Consider the following 21,900-nt stretch of genomic DNA (forward strand, 5'->3'; position numbering starts at 1 on the left):
ACCGTGACCCGTCCGCGCGGCGCCGAGCCCGCCGACGCGGTCGAGGACGACACCGTCGAGACCATCGTGCACGTGCTGCGGCACGGCGAGGTGCACAACCCGAAGGGCATTCTCTACGGTCGCCTGCCCGGTTTCAGTCTTTCGGTGACCGGCCGGGCGCAGGCCGGTGCGGTGGCGCGGTCGCTGTCCGATCACGACGTCGCGCTGGTGATCGCCTCGCCGCTGCAGCGTGCGCAGGAGACCGCGGAGCCGATCGCGCGCCGGCACGGGCTGCTCGTGCGCACCGACGAGAACCTGATCGAGGCCGGCAATACCTTCGAGGGCCTGCGGGTTTCGGTCGGCGACGGTGCACTGCGCAAGCCGAGGCACTGGTGGAAGCTGCGCGATCCGTTCACCCCGTCCTGGGGCGAGCCTTATCTGCAGATCGCGCACCGCATGCTGGCCGCGGTCAACAAGGCCAGGGTCGAGGCGGCCGGACATGAGGTGGTGCTGGTTTCGCATCAGCTGCCGGTCTGGACGCTGCGGCGATTCCTGCAGGGCCAGCGTCTCTGGCACGATCCGCGCCAGCGGCAGTGCTCGCTCGCCTCGCTGACCTCGCTGGTCTACCAGGGCGACACCCTCGTCGACATCGTCTACTCCGAACCCGCCGGCGGTTCGGATCCCACGGTGCACGGCGCATGAGAACTTCTTCCCGGCCGTCGGCCCGGCGTTTCGCGCCGGTCCTGTTCGCGTGCGTTGCCCTGGTGGCTGCGCTCGCGGGTTGTTCGACCGGGAAGGATGCGGTGGCCTCCGGCGGTACGTTCGAATTCGTCTCGCCCGGTGGCAAAACCGATATTTTCTATGATCCGCCCGCTGGGCGCGGCACCATCGGCGAGCTCGCCGGGCCGGATCTGATGACCTCGGGCAAAACCACCTCGGTCGCCGACTTCCCGGACAAGGTGGTCGTGCTCAATCTGTGGGGGCAGTGGTGCGGCCCGTGCCGCGCCGAGGCGCCCGCGCTCGAAAAGGTCTACGAGGCAACCAAGGACAGGGGCGTCGTCTTTCTCGGCATCAATGTCCGTGATTTCCAGCAGGACAAGGCGCAGGACTTCGTTGTCGACAACAAGGTCGGTTATCCGTCCGTCTACGACCCGTCCATGCGCACCCTGCTCGCGCTCGGCGGCAATTTCCCGACCAGTGTCATTCCCACCACGCTGGTGCTGGATCGACAACATCGGGTCGCCGCTGTCTTCCTCCGCTCGCTCTTGGCGGAAGACCTCCAACCAATTGTCGAACGCATTGCCGCGGAAGGTTCGCAGTGACACCGCGCAAGCCGTTCGGCCCACGCCGTAATTACGTCCCGCTCGAGAGCGAGCGGTAGGAAGGTGCAATCGTGAATCGCGATCGCCGTACTCGTAGCCCGCGTGCCTGTCGCCCGCGGCAGGCCGCCCGTCTGGTTCGCGGTGTCTGGACTGTCGATGACCGATGGGTCGGCGTTGCCGCTGTACCGCGCAGCGCCGCAGCCGATTCCATGATGGACTTCGTTCCCGCCTCGACGAATACTTCTGCGGCGCCGGTGCCCGAGCGCGCCGATCGACCCCCGGTGGAGACCGACTGATGGTGCTTGCCGCAGTAGGTGATTCGTTCCAGCAGGCGGCGGCGACGGGGCCGCTGTTATTGGCGCTCGGCGCATGCGTACTGGCCGGACTGGTCTCGTTCGCCTCGCCGTGTGTAGTGCCGCTGGTGCCGGGTTACCTGTCCTATCTGGCCGGGCTGGTCGGTGCCGAGGCGCCGCCCGCCACCGCGGCGCAGGCCAAAAGCATTGGCGGCACCGCGGTTTCGGTCGGTCGGGCTGCGGTAGGTAAGGGACGGATCCGAGTCGCCGGTGCGGCCGGTTTATTCGTCGCGGGCTTCACCGTGGTGTTCGTGCTCGCCACTGCAACGGTTTTCGGCGTCATCGAGACCTTGAACGTGAATCGTGAACTGCTGCAACGGGTCGGCGGTGTGGTCACCATCCTGATGGGTTTGGTGTTCATCGGCCTGGTCCCGGCGTTGCAGCGCGATACCCGGATGGAGCCGCGCAGGCTTACCGGCATTCTGGGCGCTCCGCTGCTCGGCGCGGTCTTCGCGCTCGGCTGGACGCCGTGTCTCGGGCCGACGCTGTCCGGGGTGATGGCGGTATCGGCCGGGACCGAGGGCACGACGGCCGTGCGCGGCATCGCCCTGATCGTCGCCTACTGCCTCGGTCTCGGACTGCCGTTCGTGATCCTGGCCTTCGGTTCGGCGACTGCGTTGCGCGGTGTCGGCTGGCTGCGGCGCAATTCGCGCACCATTCAGATCATCGGGGGCATCTTGCTCGTCGCGGTCGGGATCGCGCTGGTCACGGGGGCGTGGGAGCAGTTCGTCGCCTGGGTGCGCGATGCTTTCGTTTCCGAGGTGACGCTGCCGATATGACCTTGCTCGACAGCCCCGAGGCGCCGGTGACGCCGCCGCGCCAGTCGCTACCGGGCCGCGCGTGGGCGCTCGTGCGCAATGCCTGGCGCGGTCTGACCAGCATGCGCACCGCGCTGGTACTGCTGTTTCTGCTGGCCCTGGGCGCGATTCCGGGTGCGCTACTGCCGCAGCGGAATCTCAACGAGGGCAAGGTCGAGCAGTACATCGCCGACCGCCCGACGCTCGGGCCGTGGATGGACCGGTTCCAGCTGTTCGACGTGTTCTCCAGTTTCTGGTTCACGGCAATCTACGCGCTGCTTTTCATTTCGCTCGTCGGCTGTATTCTGCCGCGCTGTCTGGATCACTATCGCGCGCTGCGCACACCGCCGGTTCAGGTGCCGCGCAACCTGTCGCGGCTGCCGCACCACTACTCCGAGACCGTCGACGCAACGCCGGACACCGTGCTCGAGCATGCGCGAAATGAACTGCGCGGCTGGCGAACCGAGGTGCGCGACGGCACTCGTCATGGTGAGATCACTCTCTCCGCGGAGAAGGGTTACACCCGCGAACTCGGCAACCTCGTCTTCCACCTGGCTCTGGTCGGACTGCTGGTCGCCATCGCGGTCGGCAAGCTCTTCGGCTACGAGGGCAGCGTGATCGTCATCGCGAACAACGGTCCCGGCTTCTGCACCACCTCGCCTGCGGTCTTCGACTCGTTCAAGGCGGGCAATATCAATGACGGCACCGGTATGGCGCCATTGTGCGTGCGGGTCAAGGACTTCAAGGCCGACTATCTGCAGAACGGTCAGGCCGAGATGTTCACTTCGAATATCGAATATCAGGCCGGAGGCGATCTGCGCAGCGATACCTGGCGCAACGCGCAGATCCAGGTGAACCATCCGTTGCGCGTCGCGGGGGACCGGCTGTATCTACAGGGCCACGGTTTCGCGCCGACATTCACGGTGACCTTCCCGAATGGGCAGACCCGAACCGAGAGCGTCCAGTGGCGGCCCGACAATGCGCAGACCTTCCTGTCCAGCGGTGTGCTGCGGATCGATCCGCCCGGCGGTATGTACGCGACCGACGAAGAGCGCCGCAAGAACCAGATCGCCATCGAGGGTCTGTTCGCGCCGACCGCGCTGCTCCACGGCAGCCTGCTGACCTCGTCGTTCCCGACCATGAACGATCCGGCCGTCGCGGTGGATATCTATCGCGGCGATACCGGCCTCGACACCGGTAAACCACAGTCGCTGTTCGCGCTGGACCCTGAGCAGGTCAAGCAGGGGCGACTGACCAAGGAGGCCAGGGTCAACCTGCGGCCCGGCGAATCTGCGACGCTGCCCAACGGCACCAAGGTCACCTTCGACGGTGCGCAGGAATTCGTGAATCTGCAGGTATCGCACGATCCGGCGCAGCAGTGGGTGCTGGTGTGCGCGCTGGCCATGATGTCCGGGCTGCTGGTATCGCTGCTGGTGAAGCGGCGGCGCATCTGGATCCGCTGCTACCCGGCCGAGGATGAAGCGGGTACTGTCGACAAACGACGCACCGTAGTAGAGATGGGCGGGCTCGCCAGAACCGATCAGGCGGGCTGGGGCGGCGAATTCGATCGCCTGCGCAAGCGCCTGCTCGATGACCAATCCGCCACGGGAGAGTGACCATGCCGATCGACGAGACCATCGCCCAGTACAGCGATCTCGCCTTCAAATCGGCGATCGTCGTGTACGCGCTGGTGCTGGTGCTGCTGATCGTGCAGTACGCGGCGGCGCGTACGCAAAAGGTCGTCGCACGTGACCTGGTGACCGTCGGCGGTGGTTCCGATCGTCCCGCCGGACCCGGCCGGGTCGAAACGCCGCAGGCCAAGCCGCTCGCCGAACGCGCGGGCAATATGGCGTTCTCGGTGCTTTTCGTCGCCATCGCCCTGCACGTGACCTCGATCGTGTTGCGCGGCTTCGCAACCCATCGCTTTCCGCTCGGCAATATGTATGAATTCGTCACCATGGCGACCGCGGCGGCCGCCGTCGTCGGCATGCTGTTTCTGCGTGAGCAGCGCTACCGCTCGATGTGGGTCTTCCTGCTGGTCCCGATCCTCATCCTGCTGTTCCTGGCCGGCACCGTGCTCTACGCCGACGCGGCACCCGTTGTGCCCGCACTGAAGTCTTTCTGGCTGCCCATCCACGTCACTATCGTCAGCATCGGCAGCGGCGTCTTCCTGGTTTCCGGCATAGCCAGCCTGCTCTTCCTCTACCGCCTGCGTCAGCCCGAAGGCGCCGAATCCGACAACATCCTCGGCACCATCGCCCGCCGCCTCCCCGACGCCCGCACCCTCGACCGCCTCGCCTACAAAACCACCATCATCGGCTTCCCCCTCTTCGGCGCCGGGGTAATCCTGGGCGCCATCTGGGCCGAAGCCGCCTGGGGCCGCTTCTGGGGCTGGGACCCCAAGGAAACCTGCTCCTTCATCGCCTGGGTGTTGTACGCCGCCTACCTCCATGCCCGCGCCACCTCAGGTTGGCGCGACACCAAGGCCGCCTACATCAACATCGCCGGTTTCGTGGCGATGCTGTTCAACCTGTTCATCATCAACATCGTGATCAGTGGATTGCACTCTTACGCTGGGCTGAACTAAAGGGATCTACCTGAGGAAATACGCGTTATTCCAGTACATTCGTGCCGGTATTTTCAGACTCGGTACGCAGTGGGTACGCAGTAGCGTCGAGTCGGGCTCGGAGTACGCCGCCGACAGCGGTGCGCGTCGACTGATCGGCGTCGGGCCACGATCGGCGTAGTACCGCAGTGTGGTGACGGCGCTTCCATGACGAACGCGCGCCTGCACGGTCTTGATATCAGCGCCGTGCTTGATCAGCAACGAGGGCGTAGTAGTGCCGGAGGCTTGGAAGCTGAATCCCTCCGGCAAGCCGGGGATCTGTGCTTCGGCGATACGCAGGTTCCAGCCGATAACCCAGAGTGCGCCACCTCTGGTGGCGTGTTCGCGCGGCAGGGCGCGCTCAGTGCGGGAGCCGAGTCACGTGTGATCGTGGCGGCTTCGAGCACGCTGGGGGACCACAAAGTGGAATCATCCTCGGGGAGCCGATTGATGCATGTGCGTCAAATCAGCGCTGGTTTTCGGTCAGATCTACACTGGTCACCATGCGTACGTCTCATGAGGAACTGGTCCAGCTGGCTGAAGCCGTGCCCGATGACCAGGTGCCGGCCGCGACGGCGCTGCTTCGTCAGCTCGTCCAGAAGTCCGGCCGCCGCACGTTCCACAGCGAAGGCATCATTTCCGCCGAACCCGATCTGGCGGAACGGGCAAAGGAGATCGTTCGGGAGGAGCTCGACAGGAACTCGGCCGAGTGATTGTTGTCGATACCGGGCCGATCGTGGCCTTGGTCAACCGGCGAGACGACCATCACACTGCCTGTCGAGAGCTGCTGTTGAACGCGCCCGGCCCGCTGCTGGTGCCCGCACCTGTGTTCACCGAGGCGGCCATTCTGCTGGAACGACGCTGTGGTCCAGCCGCCGAGCTGGCTTTCCTCCAGGACGTAGCTGAAGGCACATATACCGTCGTGGACACGACCACCGAGGACCTGGACCGAATCCGCCAGCTGGTTGACAAGTACTCCGATCTGCCGCTCGGCACGGTGGACGCATCCGTCGTCGCCGTGGCCGAACGCTTCCCCGCCACCGCGGTTGCCACGCTGGACCGCAAGCATTTCTCTATCGTCCGGTCCAAGGCCGGTCAATTGCTCCTCGTGCCGTAGCGACCCGGGTACGCAGAAAGTACGCAGCAGGTCAGAGCCGCACCAACGCGACCAACCTGAACATCACCCAAATCCGCTGGTAGACGGCGTTGCCATGCACAGCCGTCAACCGCAAACGCCGAGAACGCTTTTCATCATCAACATCGTGATCAGTGGATTGCACTCTTACGCTGGGCTGAACTGAGGCTCGAAAAGGCGCTCTGAGCTGCTGATTACCGATCGATGGTGACGGCGAACTCCCGGTATAAATTGATCTCAGTAATCACTGCTCTACCAGGAGTTCACTCGAATCTCGAGCGTCACACAGCTACCGGGGGTTCTCAGACGCTCGCTCAGATGCACCAGACGACACTACCGAGGGGGATACACCACGTAGCTGATCCGAATGATCCGTCGACCGGAGCGGTGTAGGACGACGCAGGGGCCGTGGCAGTCGAATCGGCGGAGGCTGCGGGCGTCGCGAGGACGAGCAGGGGCGCGGCCATAACAGTCGCGGCTAGAGTTTTGACGATCTTGCTAGACATTTTGCTTCCTTACAACGAGCTTTATGAACGTCCGCGTAGTTAGGCCGCGCTGCCGAGCTACCGGACTGGGGCTGTGAGTGCGTTACGTGCCGAATCGACTTTGCGACACGCGATTTCGGCTACCTGGTGAAGTACATGATGCGTCCCGATGGGAACGCGCATTCCGGCAGGCCGACAGCTGCAGCATCGACCGAACCGGACAAGACGTCATCTGGTACCGCGGAAGGCGTCAACAACAGCATACCGCTGGCTACCAGATGATTCGGCCGGAACTACAACATATAGAAGATAACTTTCCTGTTTAAGTGAGCGGCCGAGAACTGTGTCGAGTGCGGGCGAGGCGGCGTGACACGACGGCGATCCTGGCGATGTCGACGATGGCTTCGTGGTGGCCGGGTCGGGTTCCGGGGCACGCCGCATAGCGCTGAACGCTCTGGCCGCTGTTGGTCCCTGCGCTCGCGTTCACCAGGCGGCTATCTCGCTGGAAGGCCGTCGCGGCTGTCTGCTCGGACACGCATCCGTTGTCGCTGTGGCCGAGCGGTTTCCGATTGCCGCCGTGACCACTTCGGATCGCGAGCATTTCTGCGTGGTCGGACATCGTCGGACCGCTGTCGGGCCGAGACGCTCGGAGGGGCCGCCTATCTACAACCGGTGGACGCAGACTACGAATTGACGTTGTTGGTAGACGATTCCGCGGTCGCTGGAGGAGCAGACATTTACGTTCGCGGTGTCTTGTTTGATGTCGACGACGCGTACGGCGTTGGGGACACCTCTGGTGCTGCAGTCGAGGCGCTTGGGGTTGTCCTTGTTCGGATCCATGCAGCCGCCGATTACCCAGTCGATATCCAGGCAGAGCGCGGCGCGGTTGATGCCGCGCAGGGTGTCGTTGAGGATGCGGTCGGCGTCGCTGGGGCAGGCGGCGTTCTCGGGCGCCTTGTCGATGACCTTGTAGTTGGAACCCGTACCGCCACAGGCGATCTTACCGAGGGTGGGGCTGTCGCCGCTGCCGCCGATCTCCACGCAGTCGCCGACGTCAAGCCGCAGCCCGCCCGCGATCTTGTCGAAGGTGCTGCGGACGGCGGAGGTTGTCGGCGGCGCCTCGGTGGTGGTCGGTGGCAGGTCGGAGCTCGACGGTGCCGTCGAGGTGGTCGGCGCGGCATAGTTTTCGGCCGCGGGCGATGGGCTGCTCGTGGTGGATTTTTCCTTGCTCAGCGACATCGCGGCCACCGCTACGACGGCTGCGGCCAGCGCGGTTACAGCTATGAAGACCGTCAAGGTGAGACCCGCACGGACACGTTGACGCGACACCTGTGACGTCCTCCAGGGCTGTTCGAACTCGCGCGCCGAGATACGAAGTTGAAAGTTGCAATGGTGAGATCACGTCATGCCTACACCATCTGATGCCTGTGCGTCGAGTCATCTATTTTTGCGGATAAAAAGGATATATGTGTGAAATTTTCGTAGGTCGGATGTGTTAATAACGATCGAATAACGATGGCCGTATGGGGTTTCCCGAATATCGTGCGGGGCAACAAGCTACGTGGCGCTGATCCGCGTCTATCGGCTAACCGGGCCGGTGCTTGTCAGAAGGAAAACTTGATGAAGTTCGGCACGTTCGCCGTCACTCTCGTGTCCATCGCCGCCGTGGGAATCACGGCGGGAACCGCGAATGCGAAGCCAGCGGAAGTTGCCAAAGAGGTGTCGGCCTCCGGCGTCGAGCAGGGAATCGGTTACCGCACAGTGGTTTCCGACACCCCGGATGCGCACCGGGTGCTCACGACCGCCGTCGACAGCGGCAAGTTCGAACTCGCCGACGACGGCACCAAGGTCGAGCTGAAGTCCGACACCGGCGCTGTCGTCTCGGAAGTCCCCTTGACCTACGAGCTCTCCGGCACTCATGTCGCGGTCGACCAGGCGATCTCCGATAGCGGCCGAACCCTCACTCTCACACCGAAATTGACCGCCAAGAACATCGGCGAGATGCAGCCGGTCAATTCCATGGCCCGCCTGACCGACGAAATCAACAAGAACATCGTCGGTGTGGTCGTCGGCGGCGTTCTCGGCCTCATTATCGGCGCCATCGTCGGCGTCTTCTTCTTCAGCCTCATCACCGGCCCCATCGGCGCGGTAATCGGCGCGATAGCCGGCGGCTACATCATGGGCGGACAGTCCTTCATGGACGCCGTGATGGCCGTCGTCAACGGCGAGCCGTGATCGTTCGAGCTGTCGAACGGCACGCTGAGGAGCATGACGGCGGCCTTCGATGACATGAATTTCCGCGACCTCGTCGGCCTGACGACCGAGGGGGAGTCGGAGGATCTGCGGCCGGTCGTACTTCGCTTGTTTATCGGCTATGGTCGGTCGGCCGCGGATAGATCAACAACTATCCGAGCCTCGCAGGCATTTCTAGTTTGCGGCGACTGTCGAGCCCGAGTTCGCGTCCACATCCCGGGAAGTGCTTTGGTGCGACCTCGGTGGTCGTGAGTGATCATTTGCGAGTGGCTTTCGGCCTCGTACCAGGCGAAGGCAAGTTCACCTGGACAGCAGTAGAAGCCGGTTGCGGCGAGTTTCCAGGGTCCGAGGCGATTCGGTATCGGCGCAGCAAAATGGACCGCGCGGGCAATATGCGTTGCGCGACTAAGGATTTACGTTGGCCTATCGGAAAGCCCGGCGAACCGGGCGTGGCCCATTCAGCGCTCGGCGGGCCCGTCACCATCGCGATGCTGGCGCGAAATGCGCCAGAGGAATTCGGAGTCGTCGTCCGGTCCCATGATGCGCTTGCGTTGTGGCGAACGCGTGGGCGGTCCCGCGGTCTTCTCGGGGCCGAACGCCTTCCAGCACAGCACCGCGACTGCCACAACCGCGATGAGTGCCAACAGGTACGTCACGTCGCTCACCTCCTGCTATCGAGGGTAGTCGCGTGCGTAGCCTTCGGACACCGCAGACCGGAAATTCGTGGGTGCGGACCCCTAGACGGCGAGACTCGACTCGCGGCTACGGGTCCGCGGACCAGGATCAGCGTGCCGTGGCCTCGGTGGTAAGCGACTTGAGCAGCTGGAGTACCTCGGATTCGCGGAACCGGCGATGCCCGCCCGGTGTGCGCAGCGACCCGAGGCGCCCCGCGTGGGCCCAGCGGGTGACGGTCTTCGGATCGACGTGGAACATGGCGGCTACTTGGCCCGGTGTCAGCAGGGTGTCCTGGCCGCCGACGGTGATCGCAGTCATAGCAAACCTCTCCGTTCTCGACAGTTCCCTCATCAGATGGCGACATCGTTGCACTGCAACCCCTAGGTACTCGAACCACCTACAGTTGGTAAAGGGGAAGTAATAGACAAAACGGATACGTGCTTTACCGCGATAGGAGGTATCGCCGGGGTCGGCCATAGCTTCGCATAGTCTGGACGGCGTGAGTGAGGCAACTCCACCGAAGGGTGAACCCGAACAGCAAACCGCTGGCGTCGGCGCGCGGCTGGCCCGCAATCTGGCGCTCTACACGCTCGCCAGGCTGGGGCTGGTCGTCGTCATTACCGTCGCGATCGTCGTCGTCGCCCGGCTCGTCGCGGTGGAGATCCCGCTGGTGGTCGCCGCCCTGTTCGCCTTGATCATCGCGATGCCGCTGTCGCTGACGCTGTTCAAGAAGTTGCGTGCTCGAGTCAACGAGGACATCGCGGTGGTCGATGCGCAGCGTCGCCAGGACAAGGCGCAGCTGCGTGCCCGGCTGCGTGGTGACGACGACCCGACCGATGCGGCGTCGTGAAGTACTGCGATCGCAGTACGCCACGCGTCTGGGTCGACAATGCGGTGCGGCTCATCGAGGCCGATGCGCAGCGCAGCGCCGACACCCATCTGATCCGGTACCCGCTGCCCGTCTCCTGGGATGTCCAGCTGTACCTGAAGGACGAGTCCACCCACATCACCGGCAGCCTCAAGCACCGGCTGGCGCGGTCGCTGTTCCTGTACGCGATCTGCAACGGCTGGGTCACCGAAGGCACCACGGTGGTCGAGGCGTCGTCCGGTTCGACCGCGGTCAGCGAGGCGTATTTCGCCAAATTGCTCGGACTGGATTTCGTCGCGGTGATGCCGGAGGGCACCTCGCCGCAGAAGATCGAGTTGATCGAAGCTCAGGGCGGCCGATGCCATTTCGTGCGGCGCCCACCGGATATGTACACCGAGGCGGCGCGGCTGGCCACCGAATGCGGTGGTCACTTCATGGATCAATTCACTCATGCCGAGCGCGCCACCGACTGGCGCGGCAATAACAACATCGCCGAATCCATTTTCGAGCAAATGGAATTGGAGACGCATCCGGTGCCGGACTGGATCGTGGTCGGTGCGGGTACCGGCGGCACCAGCGCCACCATCGGTCGCTATATCCGCTATCACCGCTACCGGTCGAAACTGGCCGTGGTCGACCCCGAGAACTCCGCGTTCTACGGCGGCTACGAAACGGCCGATGCCCGATATCAGACCGGAATGCCGTCGCGCATAGAGGGAATCGGCCGCCCACGGGTCGAGCCGTCGTTCATCGGTCAGGTGGTGGATCGGATGATCGAGGTGCCCGATGCCGCATCCATCGCCACTGCCCGGCTCGCGAGTCGGGTAATCGGCCGCCGCGTGGGCGGTTCCACCGGAACCAATCTGTGGGGTGCGTTCGCGCTCATTGCCGAAATGATCGCCGCGGGTCGTTCGGGCAGTGTGGTCACGCTGCTCTGTGACGGCGGAGATCGCTATGCCGGAACGTATTTCGACGACGCGTGGGTCGAGGCACAAGGGATGAACCTCGCCGCACCCGCCGCAATCCTGGAGAAGTTCGCCGCGACCGGAATCTGGTCCGGCTAGCTCGCGTTATCGCGACCGGTCCGCCCCGGGAGCGCCGAGCGGCGGGCCTTTCTTGCGGCGAAAATCGTCAAACCCGCGTTCTGGGCGGTCCGTAGGCGGTCGATGGACTCCAGCCGAAGGTGCACTCGCTGCTCGACCGTGCGGCGTGAGGCTCGGGCATGTGCACGCCGCCCGATTCGTCTTATGTGGCAGCACATGCCCGCCCGGCGGGCCTAGCATTGGCGCATGCATCTCCTGATTCGGTTGATTATCAACGCGGTGGCCATCTGGCTGGCCGCCGCTTGGGTCGACAAGATCGAAATTCTCAGTCCCGCGGACAAGGGCAATGGCGGCAAAGTCATTGTGATCTTGGTCGTCGCGGTGGTCTTCACCGCGGTGAACGCCGTGATCAAGCCGATTGTGAAACTGCTATCACTACCGCTGGTCATCGTGACCCTCGGTCTGTTCCTGCTGGTGATCAACGCGCTGATGCTGTGGCTGACCGCGAAGATCACCGAAACGACTGACTACGGCCTGCGCGTCGATGGCTTCTGGGCCGCCGTGTGGGGTGGCATCATCGTCGCGGTGGTCAACTGGGTCCTCGGCATCCTGGTCCCGGACGGCGACGACTAGCAGCTGCGACACGGGCGGCCCTCCTGGTCGCCCGCCGCCGTACCACCCGGCGATACCCAACTAAAAGGCGATACCCAACGCGGTAACCGCCGACCACACCAACAGCGCCAACCCCGAATCGCGGAGCGCCGGAATCAATTCCAGCCCACCCCTACCGGAGCGCACCGGCGCATTGGCGCGCACTGCCAACGGCACGGCGACCAGTCCGACCAGCGCCCACGGCGTGCGAACGACCAACAGCAGCGTCGCGATGAACGGCACCGCGAGCAGCGCCAGGTGCAGCGTGCGGGTCCGCGGATCGCCGAGTTTGACCGCGAGGGTGAGCTTCCCGGATTCGATATCGGTCGGAATATCGCGCAGATTATTGGCGACCAGTACCGCACTGGAGAACGCCCCGACCCCGATAGCCAGCACCAGGCCCGCCCATTCGATCCGCTCGGCCTGGACGAATTCGGTGCCGAGCACACCGATCAGACCGAAGAAAACGAAGACCGCCAACTCACCGAACCCGCTGTAGCCGTACGGCTTGCTGCCGCCGGTGTAGAACCAGGCACCGGCCACGCAGGCTGCGCCGACCAGCAGCAACCACCACGCCGTCGCGATGACGAGCACCAGCCCGAAGACCGCGCCGATGGCCAGGCTGATGATCGTCGCGTTCTTGACCGCGGCGGGCGAGGCGAGATTCTGCCCGACCAGCCGCAGCGGACCGACCCGCACGTCATCGGTGCCGCGGATGCCGTCGGAGTAGTCGTTGGCGTAATTCACCCCAATGATCAGGGCCAACGAGACCAGCAGCGCGAGAACGGCTTTCCACCACACCGCACCATCGATGGAGGCGGCGGCGCCGGTTCCGGCCAGGACAGGGGCGATCGCGTTCGGCAGGGTTCGGGGCCGCGCGCCCTCGAGCCATTGCGCTGCAGTAGCCATGTTCGCAGCCTAATGCGCGGACGCGGTACGGTCCGCTCGGGCGGTTCAGTTGGACTCTGCGGCGGCCGGGGCTCGCATACGATATCGACGGAATGTCTCCCGATCAGACCGGCGCGACTGGCCGAAGTCGAACCCTCACGACGCCCGCAGGCGAATCGGTCGTAGTGGCCCTGCTGGGCGAAATCGCGCTACGCCGAGACGGCGCGCTCGCGGCGCTACCTGGGGCGCGGTCGCGACTATTGCTCGCAGCGCTGGCACTGCGCCCCGGCCGCAGCCGCAGTGCTCAGGCGCTGATCGATGAGGTGTGGGGTGAGCAGCCGCCGCGCGCGCCGATGAACGCGCTGCACACCCAGGTGTCGCGGCTGCGCGCGGCGTTACCGGATGCGGTGCTCGAGATCGGCCCGGCGGGCTACCGCCTCACACTGACCGCCGATCAGGTCGATGTGACCCTTGTGGACGATCTGGTGTGCGCAGCCCGCGCCAAACAGGTCGACGGTGACCACGCCGGATGCCTCGAGGTGCTGACCCGGGCCAGATCGCTGTGGCGCGGCGAGCCCGGTGCCGACCTCCCGGCCGGCGACCTTGCCGACGAACTGCGCACGGCGGCCGCGCATCGCTGGTCCGAACTGGAGGCGATCGAGATCGCCGCTCGGGTCGCCGGCGGTGATCTCGACGGCGCGGTGGCGATCACCCGCCGCACTGCGGCAACCAATCCGCTCGACGAAGCCGCGCACGCCACCCTGATGCGGTTGCTCGCCGCGGCGGGTCGGCCCAACGAAGCCCTCGACGTCTTCGCGTCGATCCGTGGGCGACTTGTCGAAGAACTCGGCGCGGATCCGGGTCCAGCGCTGGTGGAGTTGAATACCGCGATCCTGCGCGGTGATCCGGTGCCAGGATTCGTATCGCGCACCGATCATGGTGGGGCCGTACCGAATCCGACGTCAGGTGTGAATTCGGTCACATCATCGGGTTTGTCACTATCAGTCGCGGTAGTGGATTCGGTCACACGGGATTTCGCACGGCGGGCTTCGGATTCGATTGGACGAGTTTCGGATTCGCCCGCCGCCGCAGCGCTGAGTGCACCCTGCGCGATCGGCCTGCGCGCGGCCCCCAATGCCTTGCTCGGACGTGCCGAGGATCTGGACGCACTCGAACAACTACTGCACCGATCCCGGGTGACAACCGTCCTCGGCCCCGGCGGGACGGGTAAGACCAGGGTGGCGAACGAATTGGGGGCACGGATAGCGCGCAACGAATCCGTGGTGCTGGTCGAGCTGGCGTCGGTGCGGGCCGATACGGCCGCCGACGCCGATCCGCGCGCCGATATCGAGGCCGCGATCAGCACCACACTCGGCCTCGGCGAGATCGTCCGGGAGACGGCGTGGCGGCGCTCCACCGGCTACAGCGACGTCGGTCGCCGACTGCGCGATGCGCTCGCCGCCCGCCCGACGCTATTGATATTGGACAACTGTGAGCATCTGATCGACCCGGTCGCCGAGGTGGTCGCCGATCTGGTCGGCAGCTGCGATCAGCTCAGCGTGCTCACCACCAGTCGAGCGCCACTGGCGATCACCGCGGAGACGGTCTATCCGCTGGCCCCGCTGGCAATCGACGCGGCCGGGTCGCCCGCGACCGAGCTGTTCATGGCCCGAGCGCGTGCGGTGCGGCCGACGGTGCGCCTGGATCCCGAAGTGGTGGCCCGGTTGTGCGGCACGCTGGACGGGCTGCCGCTGGCCATCGAACTCGCGGCCGCCCGCGCGCGGACCATGAGCGTCGAGGAGATCGAAACCCGCCTGGAACACCGGTTCGCCCTGCTGCGCGGCGGAGATCGCTCGTCGCCGGAACGGCACCGCACCTTGCACGCGGTCATCGCGTGGAGCTGGAATCTGCTCGAGCAGCCGCAGCAGATCGCGTTGCGCAGGCTGTGCCGCTTTCCGGCCGGATTCACCCTCGATGCGGCCGAAGCGGTGGCAGGCGGCCCGGATGTCGACGATGTGGCCGCGGCCGTGGACGGACTGGTCAGCCAATCGCTGCTCACTGTCCTGGACGATGACGAGGGCTTGATCGGAACCCGCTACCGCATGTTGGAAACGGTCCGCGAATTCGGTGAAGAACAGCTCACACTGACCGGAGCCGATGCGGCGGCGGCTATTTCGGATGCCGTCGACGAGCGTCCCGTGGTGATGGATCGTATGTCGCGCTGGGCCGGTGACTATTCGATCGCCGCCGCGCACCGATATCTCTCCAACGAGCAGGTGGCCACCGTGCTCTCGGTCGGTGTGGAACTCGACAACCTGGTCACGGTGCTGCGCTATGCCTTGGAGCGCGGGGATGCCCGCACGGTGTACCGGGTCTTCCCGATCGTCGGCACGCTATGGGTCATGCGTGGCGCGCATATGGAGCTGGGCGGTTGGGCGCGCCGGATCCTCGGTCTGGCACCCGAACCCGGTCCGGTACGCGGTACGGTCGCCGATCTGCAGATGCTCGCGCACCTGCAGATCGGTATGCACATGGTCTTCCTGGGCGGTGGTCTGCGTCGGATGGCGACCACGCGAGCTCGTGTCCGTCGATTGCTCAGCACTGCGATCGATCTCCATGGTGGAACGCGCTTTCTCGGCACCATGGTCATCGCGAATCCCGCGGGTTCGGACGCGCCGCGGTTGTTCGCCGACGGTGCCAGGTCGCCGGATCGCGTGGTGCGTGCCACGGCGTTATTCATGCGCGCGCATCTCCGGGAGAACGCCGGCGATGTCTACGGTTCCACCCGGGACGCGAAGGCGGCCTCGCACCTGATCGCAGGCAGCGACGTCTGGGGTATGGCGATGGTCACCCAACATCTCGGACAGCTCGCCGGACAAACCGCGCGCTATGCCGATGCGGTGGGGTATTACCGGCGGGCCGAGGAACTGTTGCGAGAATTACGCGCCCACGAAGAAGCCGTCGAGATACGCAGCTATCTCGCGGTATCGCTGGTCGGTACGGGTCGGCTCGCACAAGCGCGGCGCGAGCTGGGCTTCGCACTCGGTGCGGCCGACGGTGATCCGACACAGGGCACCGCGATCGACGATCCGCACATCCGGCGCAACCATCGCCTGGCGCCGGTTGTCATCGGCTTAGCGGAACTGGAATTGGCCGAGGGCGATATCGATGCCGGACTGCGCCATTATCGTCGGGCCCTGGATCTGCGCGGCTGGCCCGATGACGAACCCATGCCGGACCCGGGCACTCTGATGACCGCGAGCGCGGCGATGGACGCGTATGTGCTGCACGGGCGCGCGCCCGAGGCGGGCGATATCGCGCGCACGCTGCTGCGCCTCGTGGCGGGCCGACTTGGGCACGACCTGCCGCAGATCGGCGCGGTCGGCAATGCGGTCGGAACGTTCTACCTGGCGATTGGACGCCACTCGGAGCTCGGCTTGGAGTTGGTCTCGCTGGCTACCAAAGTGACGGCGCGACAGGACAATCCGTCGACCGAATTGCGACGTCACGTCGAACTGCACCGAACCACGGTGGGAGACGCGCGCTTCGACGAAGCCTTGGCCCGGGTCGCGGGAATGCGCCGACGACAAGCGGCGGCGCGGACACTCGAACTCCTGCAGGAACTGTCCCGCGACGACGAAAATCGCGGTGGGTGATTTACCGTCTCCCACCGCGATTTTCGGGTTATCGACTCACGCCCGGCGCATATACGCCTTGATGCTCAGCGGTGCGAAGATCGCGATCACGATCACCGAGCCGATCAGCGACCAGGCCAGATCGCTGCCGTAGACATTGCCGTTCATCAGCGCTCGGGCCGCATTCACCATGTAGTACACGGGATTCACGTGATTGAGTCCCTGCATCCAGCCCGGCATGGTGCTCACCTGAGCGAACGCGCCGGACATGAAGGTCAGCGGGAACATCACCATCATCGAAATGCCCTGCACACCAGCGGCGCTTTTACCGGTGACGCCGACCAGCGCCCAGATCCAGCTCACCGCGAATGAGCAGACCACGATGACCAGACCGGCCACCACGACACCGGCCACACCGCCCTCGGGCCGATAGCCGATGGCCAGGCCGACCACGATGGTCAGCGTTGTCGCCAGCGCATAGCGCACCATATCGGCGATCAACGCACCCGCCAGCGCCGAAATGCGGGCGATGGGCAGGGATTTGAACCGGTCGAAGACGCCTTTGTCCATATCCTCGCGCAACTGGGTGCCGGTCACGACCGAGGTCAGGATGACCGTCTGCACCAGGATGCCCGGAACCAGGATCGGCAGATAGTCGTGCACGCTGCCGCCGATGGCACCGCCGAAGATGTAGGCGAACAGCGCGGTGAACAAGATCGGCTGAATTGTCACATCGAACAGCTGTTCGGGATTGTGCTTGATCTTGAGGATGCCGCGGTAGGCCATGGTGAGCGAGGTCGCCACGGTCTGGCGGAGGCTGATCCGATTGCTGGCCTCCGGAATCGATTGCGGCGCCGCATGCCGCGCGGCCTTTTCGGTGGCGGTAATGGTGGTCATGACTGCGCCTCGCTCTCGCTCGGCTCCGTCAGGCCCACCAGGGTGGCTGAGCCTATTGTTCGCTCGCTGCGCTCGCTCATGCCGCGCTCCGTTCGTTCTCGTGGTCGGCCGGGTGGCCGGTGATGGTGAGGAAGACCTCGTCGAGGCTGGGTTTGGTGACAGTGATCTCGTCGATCGCGATCTCCCACTCGCGCAGGCGGATCAGCAGATCGGCGGTCATGCCGGCGTCCTGCAGTGGTGCCGTGAGCCGTCCGGCCTCGGGCGTAATCTGGGCCTCGGCGCCGAGGAACTCGCCGACAATGCGGCGGGCCTCGTCGAGTTGCGCCCGATCGACCAGGGTCAGATGCAGCGACGAGCCACCGACCGAGGACTTGAGCTCATCGGCGGTGCCGTCGGCGATCACCTTGCCGTGGTCGATGACGGCGATCCGGTCGGCGAGCTGATCGGCCTCGTCCAGGTACTGCGTGGTGAGCAGCACTGTCGCGCCGTCGCGGACCAGACGGCGGATGGTTTCCCACATCTGAGCGCGAGTGCGCGGATCGAGACCAGTAGTGGGCTCGTCCAGGAACAACAGCGGCGGTGTCGCGATCAGGCTGGCGGCCAGATCGAGACGGCGTCGCATGCCGCCGGAGAAATTCTTCAACGGCTTGTTCGCCGCCTCGGTGAGGTCGAACTCCTCCAGCAGTTCGACCGACCTGCGCCTGGCATCGATCCGGCTCAGGCCGAGCAGGCGGGAGAAGATGATCAGATTCTCGGTGGCGGTGAGGTCCTCGTCGACCGAGGCGTACTGCCCGGTGACACCGACCAGGGACCGGACCGCCGTCGGTTCCGCGACGACGTCACGGCCGAAGATGCGCGCGCTGCCGCCGTCGGGCCGCAGCAGGGTGGCCAACATGCGGATGGTCGTGGTCTTGCCCGCGCCGTTCGGGCCGAGCACGCCGTAGACCGAGCCCTGCGGAACCGCCAGGCTCACACCGTCGACGGCGCGTTGTTCCCCGAACACCTTGACCAGGCTGTCCGCCTCGACGGCGAGCACTGAAGTGGGTGTGAAAGAAGTCATGCACAACACTGTGGGGCCGCCGTCTTGCGCGGCCCTTGCACGGCGATGTCGCCCTAGCTTGCACCGCGATCACATGCTCTTGCGCCGCTGGCTCGATGCGCGGACGTAACAACTGATTTCGGGAGAAGATGGGTAACTCGCCGCGCGGGTCGCCGACGCGGCTGGGCCAGCACCTAGGTCTGGCGCCTAAATACGGGGAGTGGCGGACAAACGTTCGCGGAGTTTGGCACGGTCCGGCTTACCGGGGCCACGCAGTGGGAGTTCGTCCAGCAGCGCCAGTTCGCGCGGTGCGGCGATGGAATCGAGTTCGCGCACCACGTGATCGCGCAACTCCTCGAGCGTCGGCGTGGCGCCGGGGGCAGGCACCACCGCGACCGCGACCCGCTGGCCGAGCCGATCATCGGGCAGACCGAGCACCACGCATTCGCTGATGCCGGGATGGGTCATCAGCACGGCCTCCACCACTTGCGGGATGACGAGCAATCCGCCGGTAAGGATCGCCTCGTCGAGGCGTCCGCTGATCCTGAGCACCCCATTGTCGTAAGTGCCCGAGTCCTCGGTGCGGAACCAGCCGGGTTCGGCGAAGGCCGGATGGTCCGGCTGGCCGCGATAGCCATTGGCGATCATCGCGCCGCCGAGCAGTACGCGACCGTCCTCGATGCGAATCTCGGTGCCGTCGAGCGGAACTCCGTCGTACACACAGCCGCCGCAGGTTTCGCTCATGCCATAGGTGCGAACGACATTGATACCGGCTGCTTTCGCACGTTCGTAGACCGGCGCCGGAGTGGCCGCTCCGCCGACCAGCACGCCGTCCAATCGAGCGAGTGCCGCCGCCGCGGTCGGTGCCTCCAGCGCCTTGATCAGCTGGGTCGGTACCAGCGCGGTGTAGCGGCGGTCACCGCGCATACCCGAAATCGCGCCCGCCAGTGCCTCGGGCAGGAAGCCGCCGGAAACATCGAGCACGGCGGGCTCGGTACCGGCCAGAATGCTGCGCAGCAGAACCTGAATGCCCGCGATGTGATGGGTGGGCAGGGCCAGCAGCCAGGTGCCGGGTCCACCGAGTCGATCGTGTGTCGCGGTCCCGCTGGCCCGCAGGGCGGCGGAGCTGAGCATGGCGCCCTTCGGCGCACCTGTAGTGCCGGAGGTGGTCACCACCAGCGCGACCTCGTCATCGATCGGTTCGCCGGGGCCGAGCGCGTCGCTCAGTCGCCGGGCCTCCCGACGGTCACTGGTCGGGATAGGCAACCAGGCTGGACCGTTGCCCTCCAACACTTCTCGCAGATGCGGCATGACATCGCCGAGCCCCGATCCGGTCGGCATCGGCAGCGTCCGCAAAGTGCGACTCATGATTTCGCCCCCGTCACGCGCGGGCGCACATTACCCATGGCTCGTTCGCTGTGCTTTCTCACGACCGCACCTCGCTCGGTGCTCGGCTCCGTCGTGCGCAGGTGCGCTGTGTTCATGGTTCGCTCGCTGCGCTCCCTCACGGGTCTGATCGTGTCATGTCGACGTGACCGCATGCGGCAGGGGTCGGTTTGCTGGGCGGCGCACCGGGGGTTCGGCCGCGTCGGGGGAAGAGAACTCGGGTACGCCGGACATCGAGACTGCGATTCACTCGGAGGATGGAACTCGAGAATGGTCGCCCGGACGTCGGCGATCGGACGGCCATCCGTGGGTTATCGTCGTCGCCGGGGTCGGCATTGGCAACTCGAGCCGAATCACCCGCATCGGCACATGCGTCGCGATCATTCCGGTGACCAGCGCGAATCCCGTCGGATCGGATGTTCGGCGGGCACCTCGACCAAAACGATCGGCACGCCGTCCGGATCGCGCACCCACATTTCGATCAGTCCCCACGGCTCGCGCACCGGCTGGCGCTCGATGCGAATCCCCTTCAGCGCCAACTCGGCCGCCGTGTCCGAAATGTCGCGTACCTGTAGCCAGAGCGCGCCTTCGAAGGTGGTCGATTTGCCCGATCCGCCGTGCGCGGCCACCTCGATCAGCGACTGTCCAGCGAAGAAAACCGTGCCGCCCGGATACTCGCGCGCGATCGCCAGGCCGAGTCCGTCGCGGTAGAACGCGAGGGCGGTCGGGTAGTCGGCGGGCCGCAGGACGACCCGGCTGCTGAGGATGTCCATCTCAGAAGTACCAGGGGTAGGGGGTCCAGTCCGGCTCGCGCTTCTCCAGGAAGGCGTCGCGACCCTCGATCGCTTCATCGGTCATGTACGCCATCCGGGTGGCCTCGCCCGCGAACAGTTGCTGACCGACCAGACCGTCGTCGAGCAGATTGAACGCGTATTTCAACATGCGCTGGGCCTGCGGGGATTTGCCGTTGATATCGGCGGTCCACTCCAGCGCCACATTTTCCAGTTCGGCGTGATCGACGACCTTGTTCACCGCGCCCATCTGATGCATTTCCTCGGCAGTGTAGGGACGGCCGAGGAAGAAGATTTCCCGCGCGAATTTCTGGCCGACCATTTTCGCGAGATAGGCACTGCCGTAACCGCCGTCGAAGCTCCCGACATCGGCATCGGTCTGCTTGAACCTGGCGTGCTCGCGGCTGGCCAGGGTCAGATCGCAGACCACGTGCAGACTGTGTCCGCCACCCGCGGCCCAGCCATTCACCAGCGCGATGACCACCTTGGGCATGAACCGGACCAGCCGCTGTACCTCGAGGATGTGCAGCCGGCCCGCACGCGCCCGATCAACGGTATCCGCGGTCTCGCCATCGGCGTACTGGTAGCCGCTGCGGCCGCGAATGCGCTGGTCGCCGCCGGAGCAGAAAGCCCAGCCGCCGTCCTTGGGGCTCGGTCCGTTGCCGGTGAGCAGCACCGCGCCGACGTCCGGGGTCATCCTGGCGTGATCGAGCGCGCGATAGAGCTCGTCGACCGTATGGGGGCGGAACGCATTGCGCACCTCCGGCCGATCGAATGCCACCCGGACGGTGCCCTGTTCGATATGCCGGTGATAGGTGATGTCGGTCAGGTTCTCGAACCCCGGAACGGGCCGCCACAGCTTCGGATTGAACGTCACCCCAGTGATTATTGCCCCCCATCGGTGTTTCGGGTGTCAGCGCCTTCCATGCGAACTTCTACGGCGTCGATTGCATTACTCGGCCGTACGACTTGACGGTGTATAACAAGGCGATACCGCGTCAGTAACAGGGGCATCGCGAAGCGATTCGGTTGGCGGGCGGCGGTCGGGTGCGATGCAGTGAAACGAGTTCCAGAGCGTGTTGTCGGGCGGTCCGCTCC

Annotated in this window: 22 protein-coding genes; 12 read left to right on the forward strand and 10 right to left on the reverse strand. The window is 65.3% G+C overall.

Going from position 1 to position 21,900, the window contains the following annotated elements; translation table 11 throughout:
• Positions 1–3: 3 nt before the first annotated feature.
• From ACW2Q0_RS15695 to ccsB, 5 genes are all read left to right on the forward strand, one after another.
• The gene (locus ACW2Q0_RS15695; protein ID WP_457190884.1) at positions 4–681 is read left to right on the forward strand and encodes a histidine phosphatase family protein; all 678 of its coding nucleotides are present in this window, start codon (positions 4–6) and stop codon (positions 679–681) included.
• On the forward strand, positions 678–1,301 hold the full coding sequence (locus ACW2Q0_RS15700; protein ID WP_457190676.1) for a TlpA disulfide reductase family protein: 624 nt from the start codon (positions 678–680) through the stop codon (positions 1,299–1,301). The genes ACW2Q0_RS15695 and ACW2Q0_RS15700 overlap by 4 nt, the downstream gene beginning before the upstream one ends.
• 295 nt (positions 1,302–1,596) lie before the next feature.
• Positions 1,597–2,433, forward strand: a complete 837-nt coding sequence (locus ACW2Q0_RS15705; RefSeq protein WP_457190678.1) for a cytochrome c biogenesis CcdA family protein — start codon at positions 1,597–1,599, stop codon at positions 2,431–2,433.
• Complete coding sequence (gene resB / locus ACW2Q0_RS15710; protein WP_457190680.1) at positions 2,430–4,067, forward strand: cytochrome c biogenesis protein ResB; 1,638 nt, start codon at positions 2,430–2,432, stop codon at positions 4,065–4,067. The genes ACW2Q0_RS15705 and resB overlap by 4 nt, the downstream gene beginning before the upstream one ends.
• Positions 4,068–4,069: 2 nt before the next feature.
• On the forward strand, positions 4,070–5,038 hold the full coding sequence (gene ccsB / locus ACW2Q0_RS15715; protein ID WP_457190682.1) for a c-type cytochrome biogenesis protein CcsB: 969 nt from the start codon (positions 4,070–4,072) through the stop codon (positions 5,036–5,038).
• 6 nt (positions 5,039–5,044) lie between these two features.
• On the opposite strand, the gene ACW2Q0_RS15720 is transcribed toward ccsB, so the two are convergent.
• Positions 5,045–5,326, reverse strand: coding sequence for a hypothetical protein (locus ACW2Q0_RS15720; RefSeq protein WP_457190684.1), 282 nt, complete (start codon positions 5,324–5,326; stop codon positions 5,045–5,047).
• Positions 5,327–5,559: 233 nt separating this feature from the next.
• Between ACW2Q0_RS15720 and ACW2Q0_RS15725 the strand changes: the two genes are divergently transcribed.
• The gene (locus ACW2Q0_RS15725) at positions 5,560–5,769 is read left to right on the forward strand and encodes a hypothetical protein (RefSeq protein ID WP_457190686.1); all 210 of its coding nucleotides are present in this window, start codon (positions 5,560–5,562) and stop codon (positions 5,767–5,769) included.
• The gene (locus tag ACW2Q0_RS15730) at positions 5,766–6,173 is read left to right on the forward strand and encodes a type II toxin-antitoxin system VapC family toxin (protein WP_457190688.1); all 408 of its coding nucleotides are present in this window, start codon (positions 5,766–5,768) and stop codon (positions 6,171–6,173) included. The genes ACW2Q0_RS15725 and ACW2Q0_RS15730 overlap by 4 nt, the downstream gene beginning before the upstream one ends.
• A gap of 1,166 nt (positions 6,174–7,339) precedes the next feature.
• On the opposite strand, the gene lppU is transcribed toward ACW2Q0_RS15730, so the two are convergent.
• Positions 7,340–8,005 (reverse strand): LppU family putative lipoprotein, encoded by a 666-nt coding sequence (gene lppU, locus ACW2Q0_RS15735; protein ID WP_457190690.1) that lies wholly within the window; start codon positions 8,003–8,005, stop codon positions 7,340–7,342.
• 291 nt (positions 8,006–8,296) lie between these two features.
• Here lppU and ACW2Q0_RS15740 point away from each other — a divergent pair, with 291 nt between their 5' ends.
• A complete protein-coding gene (locus ACW2Q0_RS15740; RefSeq protein WP_457190692.1) occupies positions 8,297–8,911 on the forward strand; it encodes a hypothetical protein in 615 nt (204 codons plus the stop codon).
• Positions 8,912–9,387: 476 nt separating this feature from the next.
• Here the strand turns inward: ACW2Q0_RS15740 and ACW2Q0_RS15745 are convergent, their stop codons facing one another.
• A complete protein-coding gene (locus ACW2Q0_RS15745; protein WP_457190694.1) occupies positions 9,388–9,585 on the reverse strand; it encodes a hypothetical protein in 198 nt (65 codons plus the stop codon).
• A gap of 127 nt (positions 9,586–9,712) precedes the next feature.
• Entirely contained in the window at positions 9,713–9,922 is a 210-nt protein-coding gene (locus tag ACW2Q0_RS15750) for a BldC family transcriptional regulator (protein ID WP_062983746.1), read from the reverse strand.
• A 181-nt stretch (positions 9,923–10,103) separates the two neighbouring features.
• Here ACW2Q0_RS15750 and ACW2Q0_RS15755 point away from each other — a divergent pair, with 181 nt between their 5' ends.
• From ACW2Q0_RS15755 to ACW2Q0_RS15765, 3 genes are all read left to right on the forward strand, one after another.
• Positions 10,104–10,454 (forward strand): DUF4229 domain-containing protein, encoded by a 351-nt coding sequence (locus ACW2Q0_RS15755; RefSeq protein ID WP_457190697.1) that lies wholly within the window; start codon positions 10,104–10,106, stop codon positions 10,452–10,454.
• Entirely contained in the window at positions 10,451–11,536 is a 1,086-nt protein-coding gene (gene cds1, locus ACW2Q0_RS15760; RefSeq protein WP_457190699.1) for an L-cysteine desulfhydrase Cds1, read from the forward strand. Before ACW2Q0_RS15755 ends, cds1 begins: the two co-directional genes overlap by 4 nt.
• A 225-nt stretch (positions 11,537–11,761) precedes the next feature.
• A complete protein-coding gene (locus ACW2Q0_RS15765; RefSeq protein ID WP_457190701.1) occupies positions 11,762–12,148 on the forward strand; it encodes a phage holin family protein in 387 nt (128 codons plus the stop codon).
• A gap of 60 nt (positions 12,149–12,208) precedes the next feature.
• Here ACW2Q0_RS15765 and ACW2Q0_RS15770 read toward each other — a convergent pair whose 3' ends face one another.
• Positions 12,209–13,075, reverse strand: coding sequence for a 1,4-dihydroxy-2-naphthoate polyprenyltransferase (locus tag ACW2Q0_RS15770; RefSeq protein ID WP_457190703.1), 867 nt, complete (start codon positions 13,073–13,075; stop codon positions 12,209–12,211).
• 92 nt (positions 13,076–13,167) lie between these two features.
• Between ACW2Q0_RS15770 and ACW2Q0_RS15775 the strand changes: the two genes are divergently transcribed.
• Entirely contained in the window at positions 13,168–16,710 is a 3,543-nt protein-coding gene (locus ACW2Q0_RS15775; RefSeq protein ID WP_457190705.1) for an AfsR/SARP family transcriptional regulator, read from the forward strand.
• 36 nt (positions 16,711–16,746) lie between these two features.
• Here ACW2Q0_RS15775 and ACW2Q0_RS15780 read toward each other — a convergent pair whose 3' ends face one another.
• The 5 genes from ACW2Q0_RS15780 to ACW2Q0_RS15800 form a co-directional block, all read right to left on the reverse strand.
• Positions 16,747–17,586, reverse strand: a complete 840-nt coding sequence (locus ACW2Q0_RS15780; protein WP_457190707.1) for an ABC transporter permease — start codon at positions 17,584–17,586, stop codon at positions 16,747–16,749.
• Positions 17,587–17,662: 76 nt separating this feature from the next.
• Complete coding sequence (locus tag ACW2Q0_RS15785; RefSeq protein WP_457190709.1) at positions 17,663–18,646, reverse strand: ATP-binding cassette domain-containing protein; 984 nt, start codon at positions 18,644–18,646, stop codon at positions 17,663–17,665.
• A gap of 186 nt (positions 18,647–18,832) precedes the next feature.
• Positions 18,833–19,993 (reverse strand): o-succinylbenzoate--CoA ligase, encoded by a 1,161-nt coding sequence (gene menE / locus ACW2Q0_RS15790; protein WP_457190712.1) that lies wholly within the window; start codon positions 19,991–19,993, stop codon positions 18,833–18,835.
• Positions 19,994–20,391: 398 nt separating this feature from the next.
• Positions 20,392–20,784, reverse strand: a complete 393-nt coding sequence (locus ACW2Q0_RS15795; protein WP_457190714.1) for a VOC family protein — start codon at positions 20,782–20,784, stop codon at positions 20,392–20,394.
• Position 20,785: 1 nt separating this feature from the next.
• Positions 20,786–21,679 carry a 1,4-dihydroxy-2-naphthoyl-CoA synthase gene (locus ACW2Q0_RS15800; protein ID WP_457190716.1) on the reverse strand — a complete coding sequence of 298 codons (894 nt, stop codon included), beginning with the start codon at positions 21,677–21,679 and terminating at the stop codon, positions 20,786–20,788.
• Between the last annotated feature and the right edge of the window lie 221 nt (positions 21,680–21,900).

The sequence above is a fragment of the Nocardia citri genome (assembly GCF_054065835.1).

Bases quoted from the DNA above. Each gene is read 5' to 3' on its own strand.
- ACW2Q0_RS15700 (WP_457190676.1), top strand. From the start codon at position 678: ATGAGAACTTCTTCCCGGCCGTCGGCCCGGCGTTTCGCGCCGGTCCTG.
- ACW2Q0_RS15705 (WP_457190678.1), top strand. From the start codon at position 1,597: ATGGTGCTTGCCGCAGTAGGTGATTCGTTCCAGCAGGCGGCGGCGACG.
- resB (WP_457190680.1), top strand. From the start codon at position 2,430: ATGACCTTGCTCGACAGCCCCGAGGCGCCGGTGACGCCGCCGCGCCAG.
- ccsB (WP_457190682.1), top strand. From the start codon at position 4,070: ATGCCGATCGACGAGACCATCGCCCAGTACAGCGATCTCGCCTTCAAA.
- ACW2Q0_RS15725 (WP_457190686.1), top strand. From the start codon at position 5,560: ATGCGTACGTCTCATGAGGAACTGGTCCAGCTGGCTGAAGCCGTGCCC.
- ACW2Q0_RS15740 (WP_457190692.1), top strand. From the start codon at position 8,297: ATGAAGTTCGGCACGTTCGCCGTCACTCTCGTGTCCATCGCCGCCGTG.
- ACW2Q0_RS15750 (WP_062983746.1), bottom strand. From the start codon at position 9,922: ATGACTGCGATCACCGTCGGCGGCCAGGACACCCTGCTGACACCGGGC.
- ACW2Q0_RS15765 (WP_457190701.1), top strand. From the start codon at position 11,762: ATGCATCTCCTGATTCGGTTGATTATCAACGCGGTGGCCATCTGGCTG.
- ACW2Q0_RS15770 (WP_457190703.1), bottom strand. From the start codon at position 13,075: ATGGCTACTGCAGCGCAATGGCTCGAGGGCGCGCGGCCCCGAACCCTG.
- ACW2Q0_RS15775 (WP_457190705.1), top strand. From the start codon at position 13,168: ATGTCTCCCGATCAGACCGGCGCGACTGGCCGAAGTCGAACCCTCACG.
- ACW2Q0_RS15780 (WP_457190707.1), bottom strand. From the start codon at position 17,586: ATGACCACCATTACCGCCACCGAAAAGGCCGCGCGGCATGCGGCGCCG.
- ACW2Q0_RS15785 (WP_457190709.1), bottom strand. From the start codon at position 18,646: ATGACTTCTTTCACACCCACTTCAGTGCTCGCCGTCGAGGCGGACAGC.
- menE (WP_457190712.1), bottom strand. From the start codon at position 19,993: ATGAGTCGCACTTTGCGGACGCTGCCGATGCCGACCGGATCGGGGCTC.
- ACW2Q0_RS15795 (WP_457190714.1), bottom strand. From the start codon at position 20,784: ATGGACATCCTCAGCAGCCGGGTCGTCCTGCGGCCCGCCGACTACCCG.